Annotated in this window: 19 protein-coding genes; 7 read left to right on the top strand and 12 right to left on the bottom strand. The window is 66.8% G+C overall.

The features are described 5' to 3' along the window. Positions 1 to 2: 2 nt before the first annotated feature. The 5 genes from APS40_RS12030 to mepA all read left to right on the top strand — a co-directional run bounded on the left by APS40_RS12030 (position 3) and on the right by mepA (position 4,786). The gene (locus APS40_RS12030; protein ID WP_055047283.1) at positions 3 to 1,166 is read left to right on the top strand and encodes an alanine racemase; all 1,164 of its coding nucleotides are present in this window, start codon (positions 3 to 5) and stop codon (positions 1,164 to 1,166) included. Between the two features lie 21 nt (positions 1,167 to 1,187). Beyond that, a complete protein-coding gene (locus APS40_RS12025; protein ID WP_055047282.1) occupies positions 1,188 to 2,231 on the top strand; it encodes a lactonase family protein in 1,044 nt (347 codons plus the stop codon). Positions 2,232 to 2,502: 271 nt separating this feature from the next. Continuing rightward, positions 2,503 to 3,369, top strand: coding sequence for an IclR family transcriptional regulator (locus APS40_RS12020; RefSeq protein WP_055047281.1), 867 nt, complete (start codon positions 2,503 to 2,505; stop codon positions 3,367 to 3,369). After that, a complete protein-coding gene (locus APS40_RS12015; protein WP_055047280.1) occupies positions 3,366 to 3,830 on the top strand; it encodes a hypothetical protein in 465 nt (154 codons plus the stop codon). The genes APS40_RS12020 and APS40_RS12015 overlap by 4 nt, the downstream gene beginning before the upstream one ends. 104 nt (positions 3,831 to 3,934) lie before the next feature. Further along, positions 3,935 to 4,786, top strand: coding sequence for a penicillin-insensitive murein endopeptidase (mepA, locus tag APS40_RS12010; protein WP_055047279.1), 852 nt, complete (start codon positions 3,935 to 3,937; stop codon positions 4,784 to 4,786). A gap of 284 nt (positions 4,787 to 5,070) precedes the next feature. On the opposite strand, the gene APS40_RS12005 is transcribed toward mepA, so the two are convergent. Further along, on the bottom strand, positions 5,071 to 5,901 hold the full coding sequence (locus APS40_RS12005) for a helix-turn-helix domain-containing protein (RefSeq protein WP_055047278.1): 831 nt from the start codon (positions 5,899 to 5,901) through the stop codon (positions 5,071 to 5,073). A 72-nt stretch (positions 5,902 to 5,973) separates the two neighbouring features. On the opposite strand from APS40_RS12005, the gene APS40_RS12000 reads away from it, so the two are divergent. After that, on the top strand, positions 5,974 to 6,801 hold the full coding sequence (locus APS40_RS12000; RefSeq protein ID WP_055047277.1) for a phytanoyl-CoA dioxygenase family protein: 828 nt from the start codon (positions 5,974 to 5,976) through the stop codon (positions 6,799 to 6,801). Positions 6,802 to 6,974: 173 nt separating this feature from the next. Here APS40_RS12000 and APS40_RS11995 read toward each other — a convergent pair whose 3' ends face one another. The 5 genes from APS40_RS11995 to APS40_RS11975 form a co-directional block, all read right to left on the bottom strand. Beyond that, entirely contained in the window at positions 6,975 to 8,312 is a 1,338-nt protein-coding gene (locus APS40_RS11995; protein WP_055047276.1) for a GH1 family beta-glucosidase, read from the bottom strand. A gap of 77 nt (positions 8,313 to 8,389) precedes the next feature. Next, positions 8,390 to 9,676, bottom strand: a complete 1,287-nt coding sequence (locus tag APS40_RS11990) for an ABC transporter substrate-binding protein (RefSeq protein ID WP_055047275.1) — start codon at positions 9,674 to 9,676, stop codon at positions 8,390 to 8,392. 82 nt (positions 9,677 to 9,758) lie between these two features. After that, on the bottom strand, positions 9,759 to 10,592 hold the full coding sequence (locus APS40_RS11985; RefSeq protein ID WP_197279486.1) for a carbohydrate ABC transporter permease: 834 nt from the start codon (positions 10,590 to 10,592) through the stop codon (positions 9,759 to 9,761). A gap of 65 nt (positions 10,593 to 10,657) precedes the next feature. Then, the gene (locus tag APS40_RS24890) at positions 10,658 to 11,548 is read right to left on the bottom strand and encodes a carbohydrate ABC transporter permease (RefSeq protein WP_055047273.1); all 891 of its coding nucleotides are present in this window, start codon (positions 11,546 to 11,548) and stop codon (positions 10,658 to 10,660) included. 229 nt (positions 11,549 to 11,777) lie between these two features. After that, the gene (locus tag APS40_RS11975; protein WP_197279485.1) at positions 11,778 to 13,868 is read right to left on the bottom strand and encodes a beta-galactosidase; all 2,091 of its coding nucleotides are present in this window, start codon (positions 13,866 to 13,868) and stop codon (positions 11,778 to 11,780) included. 227 nt (positions 13,869 to 14,095) lie between these two features. On the opposite strand from APS40_RS11975, the gene APS40_RS11970 reads away from it, so the two are divergent. Further along, positions 14,096 to 15,082: a LacI family DNA-binding transcriptional regulator gene (locus APS40_RS11970; RefSeq protein WP_055047272.1), complete on the top strand. Its 987-nt coding sequence runs from the start codon at positions 14,096 to 14,098 to the stop codon at positions 15,080 to 15,082. A gap of 5 nt (positions 15,083 to 15,087) precedes the next feature. On the opposite strand, the gene APS40_RS11965 is transcribed toward APS40_RS11970, so the two are convergent. From APS40_RS11965 to APS40_RS25320, 6 genes are all read right to left on the bottom strand, one after another. Continuing rightward, entirely contained in the window at positions 15,088 to 15,978 is an 891-nt protein-coding gene (locus APS40_RS11965; protein WP_055047271.1) for a PHP domain-containing protein, read from the bottom strand. An 18-nt stretch (positions 15,979 to 15,996) separates the two neighbouring features. Then, positions 15,997 to 17,787 (bottom strand): ABC transporter ATP-binding protein, encoded by a 1,791-nt coding sequence (locus tag APS40_RS11960; protein WP_055047270.1) that lies wholly within the window; start codon positions 17,785 to 17,787, stop codon positions 15,997 to 15,999. A 136-nt stretch (positions 17,788 to 17,923) separates the two neighbouring features. Next, positions 17,924 to 19,477, bottom strand: a complete 1,554-nt coding sequence (locus APS40_RS11955; RefSeq protein WP_055047269.1) for an ABC transporter substrate-binding protein — start codon at positions 19,475 to 19,477, stop codon at positions 17,924 to 17,926. A 134-nt stretch (positions 19,478 to 19,611) separates the two neighbouring features. Beyond that, complete coding sequence (locus APS40_RS11950) at positions 19,612 to 20,541, bottom strand: ABC transporter permease (protein ID WP_055047268.1); 930 nt, start codon at positions 20,539 to 20,541, stop codon at positions 19,612 to 19,614. Further along, the gene (locus tag APS40_RS11945) at positions 20,538 to 21,458 is read right to left on the bottom strand and encodes an ABC transporter permease (protein ID WP_055047267.1); all 921 of its coding nucleotides are present in this window, start codon (positions 21,456 to 21,458) and stop codon (positions 20,538 to 20,540) included. The genes APS40_RS11950 and APS40_RS11945 overlap by 4 nt, the downstream gene beginning before the upstream one ends. After that, positions 21,451 to 22,320 carry a metallophosphoesterase family protein gene (locus APS40_RS25320; protein WP_055047266.1) on the bottom strand — a complete coding sequence of 290 codons (870 nt, stop codon included), beginning with the start codon at positions 22,318 to 22,320 and terminating at the stop codon, positions 21,451 to 21,453. Before APS40_RS25320 ends, APS40_RS11945 begins: the two co-directional genes overlap by 8 nt. Between the last annotated feature and the right edge of the window lie 2 nt (positions 22,321 to 22,322).

Here is a 22,322-nt window from a genome sequence, read left to right as displayed (position 1 = left end):
GCATGCCCGCCACCGCCATTTCCATCGCCAACGACGCGCAGGGGCCGAGCTGGGCCGCGCTGCCGGTCTCCACTCCCGGGCTGGTGCTCGACCTGGGTGTGCTCGACGGCAATCTCGACGAGATGGCGGCGATCGCCCGCTCGGCCGGGGTCGAACTCTTCCCGCATGCCAAGACCCATCGCATGGCCGAGATCGGCCTCCGCCAGGTGGCGCATGGCGCCGATGGCCTCTGCGTCGCCAAGCTCGGCGAAGCCGAAGCCTTCGCGGCGGCCGGGGTGAAGCGGCTGTTCGTCGCCAACCCGATCGTCGGCAAGGACAAGGCCGAACGGGCCCTCGCCCTGTCGCGGCGGGTCGACCTGACGCTTGCCACCGACAGCGAGGCGGCCGCCGCCAGCATCGGCGCAGTGTTCGCCGCCGCCGGCGCCACGGCGCGGATGATGCTGGCGATCGATTCCGGCCTCGGCCGCGAAGGCGTCACCGCCGATAAGGCGCCGGAGGTGGCGGCGGCAATCCACGCCGTGCCCGGCGTCGAGCTGGTCGGCATCTATACGCACGAAGGCACCACCTATGGCGCCAAGGATCACCCGGATCTCGCGAGCCGCGCCCGAGCGGCCGGCGCGTTCATGGTCGGCGTCGCTACCGCCATCCGCGCCCGCGGCGTGCCACTGCCGATCGTTTCGCTCGGCGCTTCGGCATCGGCGCGCGAAGTGGCGGATGTGCCGGGGGTGACGCAGATCCGGCCCGGCATCTACGCCTTCAACGATGTCGGCCAGATCGCGCTCGGCAATGCCAGCCTCTCGACCACCGCCATCCGCGTCATCGCCACGGTGGTCAGCCATCCCGACCCCGAGCGGGCCTGTATCGATGCCGGTTCGAAATCGCTGAGCACCGATCTGGTGCCAGCCTCGGCGCATCGCGAGGAATTTCCCGGCATGGGACTGATCGTCAACGCGCCGGGCTGGGTGATCGAAAAGATGTCGGAAGAACATGGCTGGCTGCGCTGGCATGGCCAGGGCGCACCGCAGCCGCTACCAGTAGGGACGCGGCTCGAGATCGTGCCGAACCATGTGTGCATGGCCTTCGCCATGCTGCGCCGGGCAAGTGTGGTCGAACGCGGTAAAGTCGTAGCGCATTGGGACGGTTTCGGCCCCGGCGCATCCGAGTAGTTTTTCTTGTCGAGGGGAATGATGTCGGAGTTCAGACTTGCCGAGGGCCAGTCGCTGCTGGTCGCATCGCGCGGCGTGTTCGAGCTGCATGGGCTGACCCGCTGGGTGCAGCAGGATGGCAAGTGGCGGGGCAAGACGCTCGCGCGGGTCAACCAGCTCTCGAGCCTCGCCCGTCATCCCAGCCTGCCGGTGGTCTATGGCACCTCGCGCGTCGGCCTCGAAGGCGAAATCCACGCCTGGCGGGTCGAAGCCGACAAGGCCGTAACGCTGGGCGAGAAATCGAGCGAGGGCGCCGAGCCCTGCCATCTCACGGTCGATCCGAGCGGTCGCCTGCTGATCGTCACCAACTACACCACCAGCACGCTCGGGCTGCAGCGGCTGGCCGCCGACGGGAGTTTCGAGGGGCCGATCGTGCAGCTGAAGCTCAGCGGCGGCGGTCCGGAACTCGAGCGGCAGGACGATGCCCACCCGCACCAGGCTTTCTTCATCGGCTCGACGCTTGTGGTGGTCGACCTCGGCGCCGACCTCGTCCGCGAGTTCAGTCTCGATCTCACCAAGCCCGGCACCGACGCGCTGACCCAGGTCCGGGCAACGGCGGTGCCCGCCAGTACCGGCCCGCGCCACGCCGTGGTGCTGCCCGACGGGCGCCTGGCGGTCAGTGGTGAGCTCGGCTCGAACCTGGTTGTGGGACGGTTGGGCGAGCCCGCCTCGAGTTGGGCCAATATTCGCAGCACTCGGCAATCCGGTCCGGGCAAAACCCGCTGGAGCCGCAACTATCCGGGCGACATCCAGCGCGCGCCGGATGGTCGGCACGTCTATTTCGCCAATCGCAGCCTCGACACCATCTCGACCTTCGATGTGTCCGGCGCCACGCCGGTGCTGGTCTCCGAACTGGACAGCCAGGCGCAGTGGCCGCAGCACCTGCTCGCCACCGAAAGCCACGTGCTGGTCGCCGGCTGGGACTCCTCGACCGTCAAGGCGCTGCCGCTGGCCGATGGGGTTCCCACCGGCGTCGAACACCTGTTCGACTGTCCGGGAGCAGGCTGGCTGCTGCTCTGGGAGTAGAGGATTTCATCGTCTTCCAACCAACCCGATGGTTGGCCTTGATCTTGGACCTACCCACCGGCTGTCATCCCAGCGGAAGCTGGGAACCAGCTCACCGCTGGCACGGACGGCGAAATGGGTCCCAGCTTTCGCTGGGATGACATCGTGGATGGGGCCTATTTCATGCGTAGTAGGCAGCTCGATTTCCTGTGCCTGATCGCCACCCGCAGTGGCAGGGCGAATGCGCCGATGCTAGTGGACATCGGCGCGGAGACGAGCGAGCGGGGGAAGCATGGCAGCAGCTGACAAAGACGCCCCGACCGCGGCCGAAAAGGGCACCCGCAAGCGCCGAAAGCCGGTTCCCAAGGCGGAGTATACCGCCCCGGCGCTGGAAAAGGGCCTCGATGTGCTCGAGCTCCTGGCGACCCTGACGGTGCCGGTGACGCCCAGCCAGATCGCCCAGCGCCTCGGCCGCTCGTTGTCGGAAGTGTATCGCATGGTCATGGCGCTGGAGCGGCGTGGCTACCTGATCCGACCGCCCGGAGAAGAAGCGCTGGTGCTGTCGACGCAGCTCTACGGGCTCGCCACCCTGTTCCCGCCGTTCCGCCGTGTCGTCGACGCAGCGCAGCCGGTGATGAACGCGCTGGCGCTCGAAACGTCACAGGCCATCCACATGGCGGTGCTCGATGGGCTGAACCAGCGCATCATCGCCCAGGTCGACAGCCCGGCGCCGATCGCCATCCGGCTGCGCGTCGGCGCCGCCAGCCCGGCCATCCGCGGCACGTCCGGGCGCACCATCATCGCCTTCCAGCCCGCGCCGGTACAGGCCTGGATCATCGGCCAATCCGAGGCCTTACTGCCAGCCGCGCAGGCGAAGCGCTACCGCGGCCGGATCGAGACCATCGCCAGACGCGGCTACGAGCGGATCGAGGGCGAGATGGTACAGGGGGTGACCGACCTCAGCTTCCCCATCATCAACACTTCAGGCATCTCGATCGCGGCGCTGACCATGCCGTTCCTCACCAGCCAGCAGATCATCGTTCCCTTCGACGATGCCGCCATCATGCTCTACCGCGCCGCCCGCCGCATCTCGGAATCGATGGGCGGCACCCTGCCCGAGCCCCACTTCCCCCTGCCGCCGGACATCCAACCGGAATGAGCGAAACCAATCCCTTCACCCCTGACGATGCCGACCGCTTCGCCATCTGGGAGATGCTGGTCAGGCGCGACAGCGATTTCTTCCTCAGCAGCGACTGGTCGCTGGTCGCCGCCGACTATGTCGAAACCGGCTTTCTCGGCATCGACGCCGGGCTGTCGCTCGAGCCGGCCAACTGGCGCCCGGCCTACTCGACCGTAGCGGCCTATCGCGACGCCGCCATCACGGCGCGCTGGAACCCCGCCGACTTCGCCGAACCACTGCGCCTTGCCTGGTTCAGATGCCAGTCGCTCGCGCGGATCGATATCGAGGGCGACGCAGCTCTGGCCCACAAGCGCATCGAAGGCCGCATCCGGCGCCTGACCGGGGAGGACATGCTGCTGGGCTGGCGTTCGGTGTTCCACCTCAGGCGGGAGAATGCCGTGTGGAAGATCGCCGGCTTCACCGGCTACCTGCCGCTCTAGCCGCCCGCGGTTTTCATCGTCATGCCGGAATCACGATGCTAGCCTCGCCGGCACCTGCCGCGTCGCCACCCGATGCGGACTGTTGATTCGCGAGGGGCCCGGCGATGGCATTGTTCCGCATTCTCAGCCTGGCAATTGTCGCCGTGGCGGCGCTGGCCTCGACGGCCGAGGCGCAGCCGGCGCGCGACCTGTTCGGGGCCGTGCACGGGCCGAGCAGTGGTGCGGAAATGCCGGTCGGCAGCTACGCCAAGGGCTGCATTGCCGGCGCCGTGCAGCTGCCGACCGACGGCCCCGGCTGGCAGGCGATGCGGCTGTCGCGCGACCGGCGCTGGGGCAGCGCCGAACTGGTCGGCTATATCGGAGCCTTGGCCGAATCGGCGGCCCAGGACGGCTGGCGCGGCATCATGGTGGGCGACATGGGCCAGGCGCGCGGCGGGCCGATGGCGAGCGGACACGCATCGCACCAGATCGGCCTCGACGTCGACATCTGGCTGCAGCCCATGCCCGACCACCAGCTCAGCGCCGACGAGCGCGAAAGCCTTTCGGCGCAGTCGGTGCTCAAGAAGGGCACACGCGAGATCGACCCCAAGCGGTTCGGCGAGGCCGAGCGGATGCTGATCTACCGCGCGGCATCGCTGCCGGGGGTCGCTCGCATCTTCGTCGCGCCCGGGATCAAGAAGGCGCTGTGTGCGGTCAACTGGCGCGACCGGGGCTTCCTCAACAAGGTGCGCCCCTGGTATGGGCACGACGACCACTTCCACGTGCGCCTCGCCTGCCCGGCCGGTGCGAGCGCCTGCGTCGACCAGGACGCGATCCCGGCCGGCGATGGCTGCGGCGCCGAGCTCGACTACTGGTTCACGGACGAACCATACAAGCCGAGCACCAAACCGCCCGCCCCGCCGCTGACCCTGGCGGACCTGCCGAAGGCCTGCGCCGCAGTGCTGCGGGCGAAGTGAGGCCTCCCCGCGTGGATTGCCTTGTGCCCGCCACCCCTCACCCGTCTCGGCCTTCGGCCGATCCACCCTCTCCCCGACGGGGAGAGGAAAAGCGGTGATCGCCGCGCTCTCCGGATTCTTCTCCCCGTCGGGGTCGCGGGACGAGGGCGCAGCCCTCGCCCGGAGGTGGCGCGTAGCGCCGGATGAGGGGAGAGCCACGATTATCGAGCTTCCAGCTCACATCGGTCATAGAGTAGCGCCTAAGGAGGACCGCAGCCGGTGCAACTCGACCGCGCAGCCCCCGCTCATCCGGGCTGGCTCGCGAGACGGTAGGCGAGCGGGCTCTGGCCGGTCCAGCGCTTGAACCGCCGGCTGAAGTAGAACGGGCTGTCGAAGCCGGTAACTGCGGCGATCTGCTGGACGGGAAAGCCGGTACGCTGCAGCAGTTCGCCGGCACGCTGCATGCGGCGCGCCTCGAGATAATGCTGCACCGTCTGCCCGGTCTCGGCGCGGAAGATGTGGGCGAGACGCGATTCCGACAGGCCGGCCGCTGCGGCAACGTCGGCCAGCGCGACCTTGTCGGCGAGATGCCGCTCGAGATAGCTCACGGCGCGCAGCACGCGGGGATCGTAGCGAGCGCTGGCGGCGGCGGGGTTCAGCCGATCGCAGTCGAGGAACAGCGCCTCGAGCGCGTTCATGGCGAAGGCCTCACGGCGACGCAGCTCGCCGTAAAACAGGCGATGCACGGCGTGGAACCGCGCCGCCACTGCCGGATCGGAGACCTGCAGCAGCATCAGGCCGGGCGCCACCTCGGGCCAGTCGAGCCAGGGCAACCAGTCGGGGCGCGGCTGGAAATGCGCCCAGAGCAGTTCCCACCGCGTATCCGACGCGGCGACGGCGTAATCGTGCAGGGTCCCCGGGCGGAGCAGCACCCAGTCGCCGGGCCGCGCCAGCAGTTCGCCGCCAGCATGGCCGAAGCGGCCGGTGCCGTCGATGGTGTGGATCAACAGCCAGTCGTCGCCGCCGCGCGGTCGATAGGCGCGGTAGCCCGACATCTCATGGAAATGCCCGGTCAGCAGCTGCAGGACCGGCCGGTGCGGGAACTCGTCGGCTTCGACCATAGCAGGATAGTACATGCGATCGGCAGGATGTGCGATGGGCGAAGCTGTGGCGCGCGGGTAGCGTCACGAACGTCGAGGAGGATATCGATGAGCTTGACCACCGAGCAGAAGCAGCTGTTCGACCGCGACGGGTTCCTCGCGATCCGCGGGCTGTTCAGTCCCGCCGAAATCGAGGAGATCCGCGGCACGTTCATGGATATGGCCAAGGACGGCCCGGTGCCCGGACTGTCGGACGTGCCCAAGGCACGGCAGGGCGCTCCGGCCGGCGCCAACGACCCGCTGCTGCGCTATCCGCGGATGATGCATCCGCACAAGCATGCCGACAAACCGGTCGGCCCGCTGGCCATGCGCTATATGCGCGACCCGCGGCTGCAGCCGATCCTCGCCGAGCTGTTCGGGGAGAGCCCCTATGCCGTGCAGTCGATGTTCTACTTCAAGCCGCCGGGGGCGCGCGGGCAGGACCTGCACCAGGACAATTTCTACCTGCGGGTGAAGCCGGGCACCTGCATGGCCGCCTGGGTGGCAGTCGACGATGCCGATGCCGGCAATGGCGGCATGATGTGCGTGCCGCAGACCGCGACGCTCGATGTCGCCTGCCCGGAGAAGGCCGATCCGGCGCTGTTCTTCACCACCGAGCACGTCGAGCCGCCGCCTGGGCTCACGCCGCAGATGATGGAGCTCAAGGCCGGCGACGTGCTGTTCTTCAACGGCAGCGTCATCCACGGCTCGACCCCGAACACCAGCACCGACCGCTTCCGCCGCTCGCTGATCTTCCACTACGTGCCGGCGAGCACCGTGGAGATGAGCCACTATTACGAGGCGCTGAGCTTCGACGGCGAAAAGCAGGATATCGCCACCAACATGGATGGCGGCCCGTGCGGCACGACACAGGAGCTGCCGACCGGCCCGCATTGATGCGGGCTTGAGTCCACGATTTTCTTCAGTCAGTGCGCTTGGCGCCCCTCACCCTAGCCCTCTCCCCAGAGGGGCGAGGGGACGCGCTTTGAACCGCCGGTGCCACAACGCCCCCTCGCCCCTCTGGGGAGAGGGTCGGGGTGAGGGGCGCCAAGCGCACTGGCGGAGGAACCCTAAAGCCCCCTGCGCCTGATCACTTCGGCATACCACTTCGCCGAGGCTTTCGTCGTTCTCGCCATCGTCTCCGTATCAAGATGCACGATGCCGAATTTCTGGCTGTAGCCGGCGGCCCATTCGTAGTTGTCCATCAGCGACCAGAGGTAATAGCCGCGCACGTCGGCGCCGTCTTCGATCGCCTTGTGGATCCACTCGAGGAAGCCGGCGACGTAGTTGATCCGCTCCTGGTCATCGAGCGGGTCGGTCACGTTGGGGCCGTCGGCGGCGCCGTTCTCGGTGATGAAGATCGGGCCCTGCCAGCCATACTGCTCTTTGGCCATGAACACCGCGTCGTAGACGGCCTTGGGATAGTACTCCATGCCGTTGTCGAGGAAGTTGCCGCCGGGGTGCTTGTCGTCGGCCACCCACCAGCGCGGGTTGTAATGCTCGGCGCTGACCACGACGCGCGAGTAGACGTTGAGGCCCAGATAGTCGATCGGCGTGCTGATCAGCTTCAGGTCGCCGTCGCGGATCTCCGGCATGGTGCCGCGCTCGGTGAGACGGCGACGGATGCGCTCGGAATAGTCGCCCTTCAGCACCGGATCGAGGAAGAAGCGGAAGCCATCGTCCTCGTCGCGATCGGCGATGGCCAGGTCCTCGGGCTTGTCGGTGGCCGGATGCCGTTGCCAGATGTCGAACACCGCGCCGATCTCGCCCGCATGGCCTGAGGCACGAAACGCCTCGACGCCCATCCCGTGTGAAACCAGCGCGTGATGCAGCGCCTGCCGGGCAGTCTTCTCGTCGCTGCGGCCGGGGGCGAACACCCCCATCGCATAGCCGACCCAGATCGAGATCGGCTCGTTCAGGGTGGCCCAGCGGCGAACGCGGTCGCCATAGCTCTGGAAGGCCAGCTCGGCATAGTCGGCAAAGGCGCCGACGACGTCACGGTTGATCCAGCCGCCCTGGTCCTCGAGCGCCTGCGGCAGGTCCCAGTGATAGAGCGTGACGTTGGGCTGGATGCCGGCCGCCAGCAGCTCGTCGATCAGCTGGGAGTAGAAATCGACACCGGCCTGATTCACCGGTCCGCGCCCCGCTGGGAGGAGGCGCGACCAGCTGAGCGAGAAGCGATAACTGGTGACGCCGATCTGGCGCAGCAGCGCCACATCTTCCTTGACCCGGTGATAGTGGTCGGCGCCGCGATCGCCGGGAATATCGAGATGCACCTTGCCGGGGGTGTGGCCGAAGGTATCCCAGATCGACGGGCCCTTGCCGTCCTCGTTCCACGCGCCCTCGATCTGGAACGCACTGGTCGCAACGCCGAAATCGAATCCGGCCGGGAACTGAAACTTCGCCACGGCAAATGTCCTGGAATGTCGGGAATGGGGGGACGCCGCGCGGGGGAGGAGGGCGCGGCGTCAGGGCGTCAAGCGCCCTATTTGGTGCTGACGGTAAAGCCCTGCTCGCCGGCGTACTGGGCGATGCGGTCCTGCCAGGCCTTGAAGCCATCGAACACGCTGGTCTTGCCGGAGATCGCCTGGCCGACGGTGTCGCGATAGACGCTGGAGACATAGGGCTGGAACGGCAGCCAGGTCCAGCCGACCACGGAGTTCTTGGCCGACTCGGCGAAGATCTGCCGGGCCTGCTGGCCGCCCAGATATTCGATCTCCTCGTCGATGAAGGCAGGATCTTCCCACGCTGCCTTGGTGGTCGGCAGCAGGCCCTGATCGTCCTTCAGCGTGGCGACGCCCTCCGGGCTGCCGTTCATCCACAGCGCGAACTCGACGGCCGCTTCCTTCTTCGCCGACTGAGCGAGCACCACGGTGCCCGAGCCGCCGAACTGGCTGGTGCCGACATCGCCTTCGTTCCACACCGGCTGCGGCGCGACGCGCCACAGACCCTTGTTGTCGGGCAGGACGCCGGTCAGCGCCTGGAGGCCCCAGGCCCCCACCACCCAGGTGGCGATCTGGCCGGCGCCCAGCTGTTTGAACCACTCATCGGAGCCCTGCACCGACTCGATGGTCAGGCCCTTGGCGTTGAGGTCGGTCCAGTAGTCGGCCCACTGCTTCGCCTTTTCCGACTGTAGGTTGAGCGTCACGTTGGTGCCGTCGGCAATGCTCCATGGCTCGGCCGAAAGCTGCCACAGCCCCATATAGGCGGCATCGACCAGGCTCGGGTCGAGATAGGTGATGTAGTGGTCGGGATTCTCGGCCTTGATCGCTTCGGCTGCCGCCGCGTACTCGGCCCAGGTCTTGGGCACCGCGACGCCGGCTTCATCGAACACGTCCTTGCGGTAGTACATCACGCCCGGGCCGAAATCCTGCGGCACGCCATAGACGCCGCCATTGATCTCGACGAGCCCGAGCACGCCAGGGAGGAACAGCTCCTTCACCGCCGCGCCGCCGAACTGGGTGACATCGGCCAACGCTCCGGTCAGCGCGAAATTGGGGATCGCGTCATAGGTCATGTGCGCGACGTCGGGACCGCCCGAGCCGGCATCCACGGCGTTCTGGATCTTGGTGTACTCGTCGGTGCCGACGCCGACATTTTCCACCTTCACCTTGATGTTGGGGTGGCTGGCTTCGAACTTGTCGACCGAGGTCTGGATGTTGGGCAGCCAGGTCCAGAAGGTGATCTCGACCGGCTCCTGGGCGAGCGCGCTGGTGACGAAGAATGCGGCCGCCGCGACACTGGCGGCGAGCCCCTTCAGAATACGAGTCATGGTATTCTCCCTTTGTGGCGCATCCTCCGCGCCCTGGTTGCGGCGTTCCCAAACGCCGGAATCGGTCGTGACCCCCCGGGTCTCATTCCTTCACCCCGCCGGCGGCGATGCCGGACTGCCAGTATTTCTGCAGGAACACGAAGGCGACGAGCAGCGGCAGCACCGCGAGCAGCGAGCCGGTGATGACCAGCGGATAGAGCGGTTGGGCGAGGTTCACCCCGCCGGCATTGGCCAGCTTGTTCCAGAGCGACAGCCCGACGGTGAGCGGGAATTTGTCGGACTGGTTGAGCACGATCAGCGGCAGGAAATAGTTGTTCCAGGTGGCGACCAGCTGGAACAGCAGCACGGTGACGAAGCCCGGCGCCATAAGCGGCAGCGCAATGGTCCAGAAAATGCGGGCTTCTCCGGCGCCATCGATGCGGGCCGCCTCGATCATCGAGTCGGGCACTGCGTCCTGGGCATAGACCAGCATGAGGAACAGCCCGAACGGGCTGACCAAGGCCGGGATGATCACCGCCAGTTCGGTATTGATCAACCCCCATTGGGTGAACAGCATGTAGGTGGGCACCGCGAGCGCGGTGCCGGGCACGGCGGTGGCGCCGAGAACGATGGCGAGCACGGCCTTGCGGCCATGGAAATCAAACTTTGCCAGGGCATAGCCGCCCATGGCGGCGACCAGCGCCGCGCCGCCGGCCCCGACCACGGCGTAAAGGATGGTGTTGGCGAACCAGCGCAGGTAGATGCCGCCCTGAAAGGCGAAGAGCTGGGCGATATTGTCGAACAGCGCAAAATTCGGGGCGAAGGCCAGCCCGAAAGTGCCGAACAGGTCGACGTTGGACTTGGTGGCGTTCACCGCGAGCCAGCACAGCGGCAGCATGAAATAGGCGAGCAGCATCCACAGGATGATGGTCAGCACCGGCGATTTGCGGGGGCGAAGTCCCGACGACCGGCGAGCCGGCGCGGACGAAGCGGCAAGGCTGTTCATAGCAGGCGCCCCCGCTTCATCGCACCGAGCTGCACCACATAGGCGACGACGACGGTGAAGCCGCCGAGCAGCATCGCGACGGCCGCGGCGTAGTTGATCTGCCCGCCGGTGAAGCTGAGGTTGTAGGCGTAAAGGTTGGGCGTCCAGCTGGTGGTGACGACGCTGGGACGCAACTGGCCGAGGATCGAGGGCTCGTTGAAGAGCTGTAGCGAGCCGATCACCGAAAAGATCAGCGCCAGCACCAGCGCCGGCCTCAGCGCCGGCAGCTTGATGAACCAGGCCTTGTGCCATTCATTGGCCCCGTCGATCGCTGCGGCTTCGTAGATGTCGGTGGGGATCGAACGCAGCGCGGCGTAAAAGATCAGCATGTTGTAGCCGACGAACGACCAGGTCACGACGTTGCCGACGCTCATGAGCATCAGGTTGGGACCGAGGAAATCCGGCGTGGGCATGCCGAGGCTGCCGAACAACTGGCCGGCGAGCCCGAACTGGCCGCCGAAAATGTAGCCCCACATCAGCGCCGCGACGACTGCCGGCACCGCATAGGGCAGGAACAGCCCGATGCGGACGATGCGGCTGCCGGCAAGCCGGCCACTGTCGATGGCGAGCGCCACGAACATAGCGACGCCAAGCATGATCGGCACCTGCAGTAGCAGGAAGACGACCACCCGCAGCACCGCGTCATGCAGCAGGGTGTCACCCAGCGCCCTGAGGTAATTGCCGAAGCCGACGAACACGGTGCCGCCGATCATCTGCTTTCTGAAAAAGCTGATCCACAGCGCGTAGCCGAGCGGCACGACGACCGAGATGGCGAACACCACGATGAACGGGGTGAGGAACAGATAAGCGGTGGGCGTGGCGCGGGTCTTGGCGGAGAGGCGGGTCATCGGGGGCCTCGCCCGCTACGACATCTTCCTGGAAGTGAGTAGCAATCACGGCGAGGAGAACTCGGCGCAGGAAGAGCACCCCCCACCCTGTCCCTCCCCCACAAGGGGGGAGGAGACCAGAACACCGGCGCTGGTGAGGGCGTCTCCCTTCCTCTTGCGGGGAGGGGACAGGGGTGGGGGTACTCTTCCCGCACCGGCCCGTCAGTACCTGCGGTGCAAACCGCTCCCATCACGCCGCGACCTCGCGCAGCACGCGCACGTCCCAGGCCTTGAGCGCCAAGGTGGTGACCGCCTCGCCCGTCAGCACATCCGTCACCGGCATCGGCGGCGTCACCGTCCGCGTCTCCCAGCCGAAATTGTGGACGAACCACAGCCGCTCGCCGGCGCGGTTGGTGGCGCCGTGCACGGCCAGCGCGCCGGGCACCAGTTGCCCCTGCCAGGGGTGGTTCGGCTGCAGCCACTCGCCCAGCGACTGGGCCAGGTCGAGATCGGGGAACGCCCCGACATAGGTGATGCGGCCGGCCCCGAAGGCCCGGCTGGTGGCCGCCGGCCAGCGGCCGAAATGCGGGTGATCGTAGCTGGCGATGACCTCGGCGCCGTCGGTGACGAGGCCCTCGACGAGGCTCCGCGCCGTGCCGCGCAACTGGCCGGTGACGGCGAGCGGGGTCACGAGGTTGGAGAACTCGTCGTACCAGACGCCGGCCGCGGCGGCGAGACCGGCAGGCTGGCGGTCGAGCTTGGGGCGGCCGATCTCGTCGGCATAGCCGGTGCGGATGCCCACCACCAGGTGTCCGCCGGCCTCGGCATAGGCGACGAGGTTGGCGACCAGCCGGTCGGAGGCGAGATAGAGCGCCGGAACGACGAGGGTCGGCAGCTCGTGCGCCAGCCGCACGGGGTCAGCGAGCTCGAAATCGGCCGCATGCAGTACCCGGACCTGGTGGCCGGCGCGATCGAGGCCGCCATAGAAGCGGTAGACGATCCGCTCATAGGCGGCACGATCGGCCGGTCCCTGCTTCTCGGGCGGCGCCGCCGGATCCTGCATCGGCGGGTGATATTCGAAGGCCCAGCGGTTGGGCATCGAGAAGATGAGCCCGACATTGGCATCGGGTACGATGCCCTCGACCGCCGCGCCGGCCTTGCTGATCTCGCGTCCGAGTTCGGCCACCTGCCCGTAGACTCGGCCGGGGATGAAACTATGCGGCAGCACCCCGCCCCAGAACGTCTCCCAGGAGCCGTGCATGGTGTGCCAGTGCCAGTATTCGACGGCGCGGGCGCCGCGGGCGATCATCGCCCAGCCGACCTGCCGCCACTGCCCGTCATACATGGGGTGGTTGAACCAGGGGAAACCGATGCTGGTGGCATTGGTCTCGGTGACCATGAAGCGGCGCTGGCCGATGGCCCAGGTGCGGTCGGAAATGAAGAACGGCGCCCAGCTGCCGGAGGGCGGGAAGCCGTAGTCACCAAGCGTTTCCGGGCCCAGCTGGTCCTGGGTGGCGATGTACTGGTTGGAGGCGATGACGTCGCAGGCGGCGCCGATGCCGCGGTCGTCGACCGCGGCGCGCATCGGATCGATGCAGGTGGTGATGAACTGATCGGGGCTCGCATACTCGCGCACGATCGCCACCTGCCAGGCGATATACTCGGTGGTCTGCAGCGCATGGAAGCGACGCCAGTCGAGATCGTATTGCGGCACGTGGTTGCCGTCGGGCAGCCAGAGCTCGTCGATGTCGTTGAGACGATGCGCCCAGTGGGTCAGGTTCCACGCCTGGTTGATCGCTTCGACGCCGTTGTACTTGGTCATCAGCCACTGTTTGAAGCGCGCGAAGACATGGGCGTTGTGCGGCACCTGATGGCCTGGCTCGTTGTCGACCTGAAACCCGACCACCGCCGGATGGCCGGCATAACGCCCCACCACCTTGCGGATGATCCGCTCGGCATAATCGAGGAATACCGGGTGCGAAGTGTCGGTCTCCTGCCGCGCCCCCCACGGCACTCGCACGCCGGTGCGCGACTCCGCCGCGATCTCCGGGTGTTTGAGCATCAGCCAGGGCGGCACGGCGTAGGTGGGGGTGCCCAGCACCACCGAGATGCCGTGCTCGTGCGCCGCATCGAGCACCGGCAGCAACCATTCGAGCTCGAATTCGCCGTCGCGCGGCTCCCAGGTCGACCAGACGGATTCGCCGACCCGGATCAGGTTGAAGCCCGCCTCGCGCATCAGCCGGAAATCCTCGGCCATCCGTTCCACCGGCTGGTATTCGGGGTAATAGGCCGCCCCGAACAGGATGCGATCGCCGATGCGATAGGCCGACTCGTCTTGCACTGCGCTCTCCTCCCTCAGACGGTTCCGTCTCGTTGTCATAATTGTTTGCGCAAACAATTTCGTTGTCAAGGCGGCCTGGCATCATCCCTACGGATGAGGCTAGCGGCCCTATTTTGCCTTCTTCTTGGTTGGCCAGCGCTTGCGCAGCGCAGATCAGCTCACTATTGTTTACGCTAACGAAAGGGACGGCATTGGTTCGACAGTCACGCAAGCGCAGCTCCCCCACCATGGCCGACGTGGCACGGCTGGCGCAGGTTTCGCAGCAGACCGTATCGCGGGTGCTGAACGACTATGCCTTCATCAGGCCGGACACCCGCGAGCGGGTGCTGAAGGCGATCGCCAGTCTCGACTATCGACCGAACATGGCAGCGCGAACGCTCGCCACCAGCCGCTCCCGCACCATCGGCGTCGTCGCCTCGGACTATCTGAGCTTCGGGCCGGCGTCGGCGCTTTTCGGCGTCGAGCAGGCGGCCAGCGAAGAGGGCTATGGGGTCAGCATCGTGAGTCTGCGCGAATCGAACCGGGAGACCATCTCGGAGGCGCTGGCGCGGCTGGTCGGGCAGTCCGTCGAGGGCATCGTGATGATCTCGCCGCAGGATGTCTCTGCCAGTGCCGCCTTTCTCAGTTTCGACAACGTGCCGGTGGTGACGCTGAGCTCGGTGGATACCGGCGAACACACCTCGATCATGTACGACTCGGTCGAGGGGTCGCGCGCCGCCACACAGCACCTGATCGAACTGGGACACAAATGGATCGCGCATCTGGCGGGGCCGGCGGGCTTCACCGTATCGGAGTCGCGCATCCATGGCTGGCGCAAGGCGCTGGGGGCGGCGCATCTGGTGGCAGCCGATCCGTTCATCTGCGACTGGACGGCCGAGAGCGGCTACCAGGCCGGCAAGCAGGTGCTCGCCGACCAGCGCTTCACCGCCGCCTATTGCGCCAATGACCGGATCGCCCAAGGCTTGTTGCTGGCGCTCCACGAAGCCGGCCGCGTCGTGCCGCGCGACTTCAGCGTCGTCGGCTTCGATGACGTGCCCGAGGCCGCCTACTGCATTCCGCCGCTCACCACCATGCGCCAGGATTTCACCAAGCTCGGGCGCCGCTGCATCGAGGCGCTGATGGTGCGGATCAATGGCGAGCCGCCACAGGAAGCAGAGCCGCTGCTTCCCGTGTTGATTGCACGCAGCAGCACGTCGCGCGCGCCGCTTCAGTAAGCGGCCTACACCGTGAAAGGCTGCGCCCAGGCGCGCTTGCCGTTGCTGTCGGTGACGAGGACGCGGCACCAGCTACCGGCGAAGCGGGAAAGATCGAGCTCGGCCTCGGTGATGGCCTCACCATGCACCACCGTCGACTTAGCGCCCGGTCCGGCCAGGACGATGCTGCGCACCGGCGAGGCAGCAACGCGGAGGACCTCGCCAGCACGGTCGATCGAGACGATCTCCGGGCCGGTGCTGGCGTAGTAGTTACCGGCCTTGAGCGCGGCGAGCAGCGCTTCGGGCGCAAGCGTTTCCGACTTCACCTGCACCCAGCCGCCAAAGCTGTCGTCGGCATGAAAATGCGCGTCGTCGGAGGCAAAGCCGGTGAGCTGCCGGCCGCGGGTCAGCAGGTCATCGAACAGCGCCACGCCGTCGGGCCGTGCGGACAGCATCTCGCAAGTGTGATTATAGATCTCGACCGCATGCGCGGCGTCGAGCGCCAGGCCGTCGGTGAAATCGAGCCCATACCATTGCGGGTGGGCAATGCCGACAAAGGCGCCGGCCGCTGCGGCACGACGCGCCAGAGCCGGCCCGTCCTCACCCTCCGGCGTCGGGGCGAAATCGTGCGGCAGGCCGACCGCGAGGATATGCCACAGGTCGCCCAGGTGTGTCGCCGGGGCATGCAGCTCGGCGCCGATCAGCGTGGTGAAACCCGCGGTGCGATACTCCCGCGTGTCAGTCAGCGGAAAGCTGAACTGGGAGAGGAAGTGATCGGAGAGGCAAAGGAAATCATAGCCCGCCTCGCGATAACGGCGGCAGACTTCGGCCGGCTCGAGTGCGCCGTCCGAACGGTTCGAGTGGGTGTGCAGGTTTCCCTTCCAGAAGCGGCCGGGGGCGGAAAAAGCCGAAAGCATAGTGGTCTCCGAGAGCAATCAGGCAGCAAGAACGAAATGACTGGCGCCGACCTCGTCATAGCGTGGCGGCGCCGGATCGTGGCCGACCGGATAGATCGGCGAGGGTAGAAGGCTGGCAGCCGGCACACTGCGGCGCGGCGCGGTCGGATCGGGATTGGGTACCGCGGCGAGCAAGGTGCGCGTGTAGGGATGCCGCGGATCCCCGAACACCGCGTTGCGCGGGCCCATCTCGACGATCCGGCCCATGTGCATCACCGCGACGCGGTGACTGACCCGCTCCACTACCGCCATGTCGTGCGAGATGAACAGGTAGCTCAGCCCCAGTTCCTGCTGCAGCTCGATCATCAGATTGACCACCTGCGCCTGGATGGAGACGTCGAGCGCCGAGACCGGCTCGTCGGCGACGATCAGCTTGGGCGACAGGGTCAGGGCGCGGGCGATGCAGAGCCGCTGGCGCTGGCCGCCGGAGAACTCATGCGGATAGCGCTCGAGCTGTTCGTCGGAAAGCCCGACCCGGCGGATCAGCCCGACCACCCGGTCGCGCAGCGCCGAGCCCTGCTCGACGCCATGGATCACCAGCGGCTCGGCCACCTGCTCGAAGGCAGTAAGGCGCGGATCGAGCGCCGCGTAGGGGTCCTGGAAGATGATCTGCATGTCGCGGCGCTTCCTGCGCAGCGCATCGCCGGACAGCCTGGTCAGCTCATCCCCCTCGAGCGTCACGCTGCCCGATATCGGTTCGACCAGCCGCAGCACCGAGCGGCCGGTGGTCGACTTGCCGCAGCCGGATTCGCCGACCAGCGCCAGCGTCTCGCCGCTGCCGATGGCGAACGACACATCGTCCACCGCGTGCACATTGGCGACGTGCCGCTGCAGCACGCCCCTCTTCACCGGAAAGTGGGTAACGAGGTGCCTTACCTCGAGCAGCGGCCGATGCGTCGGGGGCGTGTCGTGCGTCAGCGCCTCGCCGAACCTCGTCGGTTGGCTGGCGCCCTGCATCGAACCGAGCCGAGGCACGGCGGCGAGCAGCTGCGTGGTATAGGCCTCGCGCGGCCGGGCGAAGAGTTCGCGGGTCGTGGCCTCCTCGACTTTCCTGCCATGGCGCATCACCACCACCCGGTCGGCCATCTCGGCGACGACCCCCATGTCGTGGGTGATGAACAGCACCGCCATGTCGCCCTCGGCGGCAAGCGAGCGCACCAGCTCGAGGATCTGCGCCTGGATGGTCACATCGAGCGCCGTGGTCGGCTCGTCGGCAATCAGCAGGCGCGGCGAGCAGGCGAGCGCGATGGCGATCACCACGCGCTGCCGCATGCCGCCCGACAGCTCATGCGGATACTGGCTGAAGCGCCGCTCCGGCTCGGGGATGCGCACCCGTTTCAGCAGTTCCACCGCCTGGCGCGCCGCGTCGGCGGCGTCGGCCTTCTTGTGCAGGCGGATCACCTCGGCGATCTGCTCGCCGACGGTGAAGACCGGGTTCAGCGAGGTCATCGGCTCCTGGAACACCATGGCGATCTCATTGCCGCGGATGGCGCGCAGCACGCCTTCGTCCGCCGCGGCGAGGTCGACCACCTTCGCATCCTTGCGACGGAAGCGAATGGCGCCTTCGGCAATTCGGCCGCCCGAGTACTTGCCGAGGCCGAGGATCGACATCGCGGTCACCGACTTGCCCGAACCGGATTCGCCCACCACAGCGACGCATTCGCCCGAGCGGATCTCGAAGCTCAACCCGTCGACGGCGACCACGGGGCCATTGTCGGTTTCGAACACGACCTTCAGGCTGTCGACATCGAGGATGGCGGTGTGGCTCATCGGAGGCTCCGTTCATTGCAGATGGAGAGCCACAGAGCTCTCCGTGCTCCTCCCTCGCATCGGGGGGGAGGATTCCCGAGAGCCCAGTGCGCTCTCGGGAGAGGCCGGCGGGGATCGCTCCCCGCCGGCCGGTGCGTCAGTCGTTGAAGGCGACGGCGCCGGCGCGGAAATCCAGCACATAGGGGATGTGGCCCGGCAGCGGCTTCCACTCGAGGCTCTTGCTCATGCCGTAGGATTCATACGGCTGGTACAGCACCAGGAACGGCGCCTCTTCCTTCACATAGGCCATGATCTCGGCATAGGCGGCCTTGCGGGTCTCGATGTCCGTGGAATAGCGGAAGCGCTCCCACATCTCGGTATAGGCCTCGTTCGGCTTCCACGACCCGCCGGTGATGCGGGCGCCGGTCGGGCTCCACATGGTACCGAACGAACCCGCCGGGTCGGCGAAGTACATCGGGTTCGACCAGTTGCGCGATTCCATGTCCTTGTCGTCGCCGGTCCACTTGGGATCGACCTTGAGGTCCATGGTGACACCGACGGCGGCCCACATCTCCTTGATCGCCTGCGCCGCGAGCAACCCGTTGGTGTAGTAGACCGGGTCGGTGTCGTAACGGACCGTCTGGCCCTCGAAGCCGGCTTCCTTCAGCAGCTCCCTGGCCTTTTCCGGGTTGTACTCGAAGGTCTGCAGCTCCGGCATGTAGAGCTGGCCATATTGCGGGTAGGTGTGGGTCGAGGGCACCACGGCCTTGCCCAGCCACAGCGCTTCGTTGAGCAGGTTCCGATCGATCGCCATGCTGAGCGCCTGGCGGATGCGCTTGTCGGCGAGCTTGGGGTTCTCGGTGTTGAAGAACACCACGTGGAACAGCGGCGTCACCGCGCCCTCGACCTTGAGGTTGGGGTTGGCTTCGATGGTCGCCAGCTGATCGGGCGGCACATTGGTGATGAGGTCCACTTCGCCGTTGGCGAGCGCGGTGATGCGGGTCGCCATCTCGGGGATGCGGCGCAGTTCGGCCGTATCGAGCGGCGCTTTGTCACCCCAGTAGTCCTGGAACTTCACATAGGTCAGGCCCTCGCCGGGCTGGAAGTTCTGGATCGAGTAGGGGCCGGTGCCGATCGGTGCGAGGCCGAAGGCGTCGAAGTCCGAGGGTTCGACCACGGCCGGATCACCCGACAGCCCGGCGATATAGGCCTTGGGGACGATCGATCCTTCCGAGGTGTTGAGCAGCGTCTCGAACAGCGGCTCGGGCTTGAAGGTGGTGAAGCGTATGGTCACGGCATCGACTGCCTCGACCTTCTCGAAATTGTTGAAGAACTGCTTCTTGACCGAGCCGAACTCGGGGGTCGCTTCGTTGATGATCCGCTCGAACGAGAACACCACGTCCTCGGCGGTCACGGTGGCGCCGTTGTGGAACTTGACGCCATCGCGCAGCTTCACCTCGAAGACGGTCGGCTCGATCTGCTTCCACTCGGTGGCAATGCCCGGCTTGAAGGTCACTTCGGCGGACGAATAGTCTTTCTCGATCAACGGATCGAAGGCGTTGTAGTAGATCTGCGAACCGGTGTTGGAGTGGTCCTTGCCCGGATCGAGTGTGGCCGGCAGGTTCTGCACCGCGACCTTGAGGTCGAGCGCATGGCTGGGGGCCACCAGCATGGTGGTCGTCGCGAGGGCGATGAGCAGGGTCTTGTGCATGACAGCATCCTGTTTTTGACAAGCACCGTCCCGGCCGACCGATCGGCGATCGGACGGAGGGTGATGCGTGGGGGAAGTGGCTGGCCGGCGCGGGGAAGGGAAACCGCGACGGCCGGGTTGCCGGATTTACCCGGTTACTTGAGCTTGACGTCGAGGGCGTCGCGCAGCCAGTCGCCGATCAGGAGGACCAGCAGCGAGACGAACATGATGGCAAGCGATGGAACGACGGCGATCCACGGGCTCGACGCGAGGTAGTCGCGACCGAGCCCAACCATCGAGCCGAGCGTGGCGGTGGGCGGCTGCACGCCGAGCCCGAGGAACGACATCGAGCTTTCGAGCAGGATCAGCGCCGAAAAGGTCATCGTCCACATCACGATGATGGGCGAAACGATGTTGGGCAGGATGTGCTTCAACAGAATGCGCGGGTGGGTGGCGCCGGCGGCAATGGTCGCCTCGACGAACGGCATGCGCGATACCGTCAGCACCTGAGCCCGTACCACCCGGGCATAAGCCTCCCAGCCGGCGACGCCGATAACCGCGATCAGCACCGGCAGCGAGTTGCCGAAAATCGCGATCACCAGCAGCGCGATCAGGGTGAACGGCACGGCGATCTGGATGTCGACCAGCGCCATGATCAGCGCGCCGAGCGGTCCGCGCACATAGCCGGCGAGAACGCCGAGCGCCGTCCCCAGCAGCATCGAGATGAGGCTGCCCACGAGCGCGATCAGCATGGTCAGCTGCAGGCCATGGAGCGTGCGCGAGAGCATGTCGCGGCCGAGCTGGTCGGTACCGAGCGGATGCTCCAGCATCGCCCGCTCGAAGCCGACCGGCGGGCGGAGGCGTGCCGGAAGCGTCTGGGCATTCGGATCGTAGGGCGCGAGGAGTGGCGCGAACAGCGCCACGAGCAAGATCAGCACGAACAGCCCGATATAGAGGCGCATCAGCCAATTGGCCTTGCGCCAAAGCATGGCGAGCGTGCCCTGGCGACGTCGGCCGGTGTGCACCTTGTTGCTGGTGTCGGGTGCCGGCGCGAGGCCGGGCAGCGGAGCGGCGAGGTCGGTCATGCTGTCACCTTCACGCGAGGATCGATGGCGGCGTAGAGCAGGTCGACCACCAGCGAGACGAGGACCACCAGGCCGGCGATGAGGATCACCCCGAACTGCAGCACCGGGTAATCGCGCTGCATGGTGGCGAACACCACCAGGTCGCCGATGCCCTTGGTGGCGAACACCGCCTCGACGAGGACGCAGCGCGCCACCATGCAGGCGACCTGCAGCCCGACGATGGTGACCACCGGAATGGCGGCATTGCGCAGCGCATGCTTGACGATCACCAACCACTCCGGCAGCCCCTTGGCGCGGGCGGTGCGGAGATAGTCCTGGCTCAGCACGTCGAGCAGCGCGTTGCGGGTGAAGCGGACGATCTCGGCCAGCATCGGCGCCGCGAGCACGATCGACGGCATCAGGAAATGCAGCGGCGTCGCGTCGCCCGAGCTCGGCAACCAGTGGAGGTTGAACGAGAAGATCAGGATCATCACGATGGCGAGGACGAAATTCGGCGTGGCATAGCCGACGAAGGCCACCGCCATGATCGCCGAGCCCACCGGATTGCGGCGGTTGAGCGCCGCGGCGATCCCCAAGGGCACGCCCAGAGCGACCGAAAGCACCAGCGCATAGCTGAACAGCACCACCGTGTTGGGCAGGCGCTCGGCATAGATGGCCACCACCGAGCGGCGCTCGAACAGGCTGATCCCGACATCGCCGCTGAACAGCCCGGTGACATAGCGCCAGAACTGCTCGAGGAGCGGCTGATCGAGGCCGAAATGCCGGACCATCGCAGCCTTGGTCTCGGTGTCGATGCCCGGCGGCAGCATGTAGTCCATGGCGTTGCCGGAGAGGCGGGTCGCAAAGAACACCGCCACCACCACGACGACCAGCGTCGCCAGCGAGCCGAGCGTGCGACGGGTGAGGAAATCAAGCACGCTCGGACTCCCGCTCTTCCGGCAGCCCACGCGCCGTGAACGGCCCCAGCGCCGGCATCCACGGCTGCTCGCCGGAGCGACGGAACGGCATGGAAACGGCAAACGGATCGCGGCCATGCACATCGAGGGAGAACTTGCCGTCGGCAACCTCGAGCATGGCGAAGGCGGCGGCGCCATGCGGGAAGGTAGTGAAGCGCTCGCTTACCGACTGCACCGTGATGTGCGGCAGGCCGCGTATGTTGGTGACGGTGTTCCAGTGCACATGGCCCGAGAGCCAGAGCGCCGCATTGCCGGTCGCCTCGACCGCCTCGCGAACCGTCACGTGGTCCGGATAGGTGGCGAATTGCGGGTTGCGCTCGAAATAGTAGTTGCCGGTCTGCAGGTGCCCCGAGAGCGGCACGTGCGTCGCGATGATGGCGGGCTTGGTGTCAGCACTGAGCGCTTCGACCAGCCAGGCGAGATTGGCCGTCGCGTGCGGAAAACCATCCGGCCAGGTGATCTTGACGCCCGGCTGCCACAGGATCAGCCGCGCTTCCCCGAGATCCACCACCTGGCTTTGCATCGACTGACCGAGGATTTCCTCGTTGTCTTCGATGCTCATATTGGCGACGTCGTGATTGCCGAGCACGTGATAGCGCGGGCCTTTGAAGGTCACGAAGGTGGCGGCGACTTCCGAAACGGCCTGCCGGTCATCCTCGCGACTGGTGTCGGAGATGCGGTCGCCCAGATCGAGCAGCAGGTCCGCCCCCTGCTCGCCGGCATGCCAGATGCAATCGCGCATGACCTGCAAGGCATCCCAGCCCGGTTCCTTGGTGTGCGACTGCGGGCCGTGGTGGATGTCGGTAATGATGGCGATCTTCATGG

This window comes from Devosia sp. A16 (genome assembly GCF_001402915.1).
In the GTDB taxonomy this organism is placed as follows: Bacteria; Pseudomonadota; Alphaproteobacteria; order Rhizobiales; family Devosiaceae; genus Devosia_A.
This window is presented reverse-complemented; position numbering and strand designations above follow the sequence as displayed.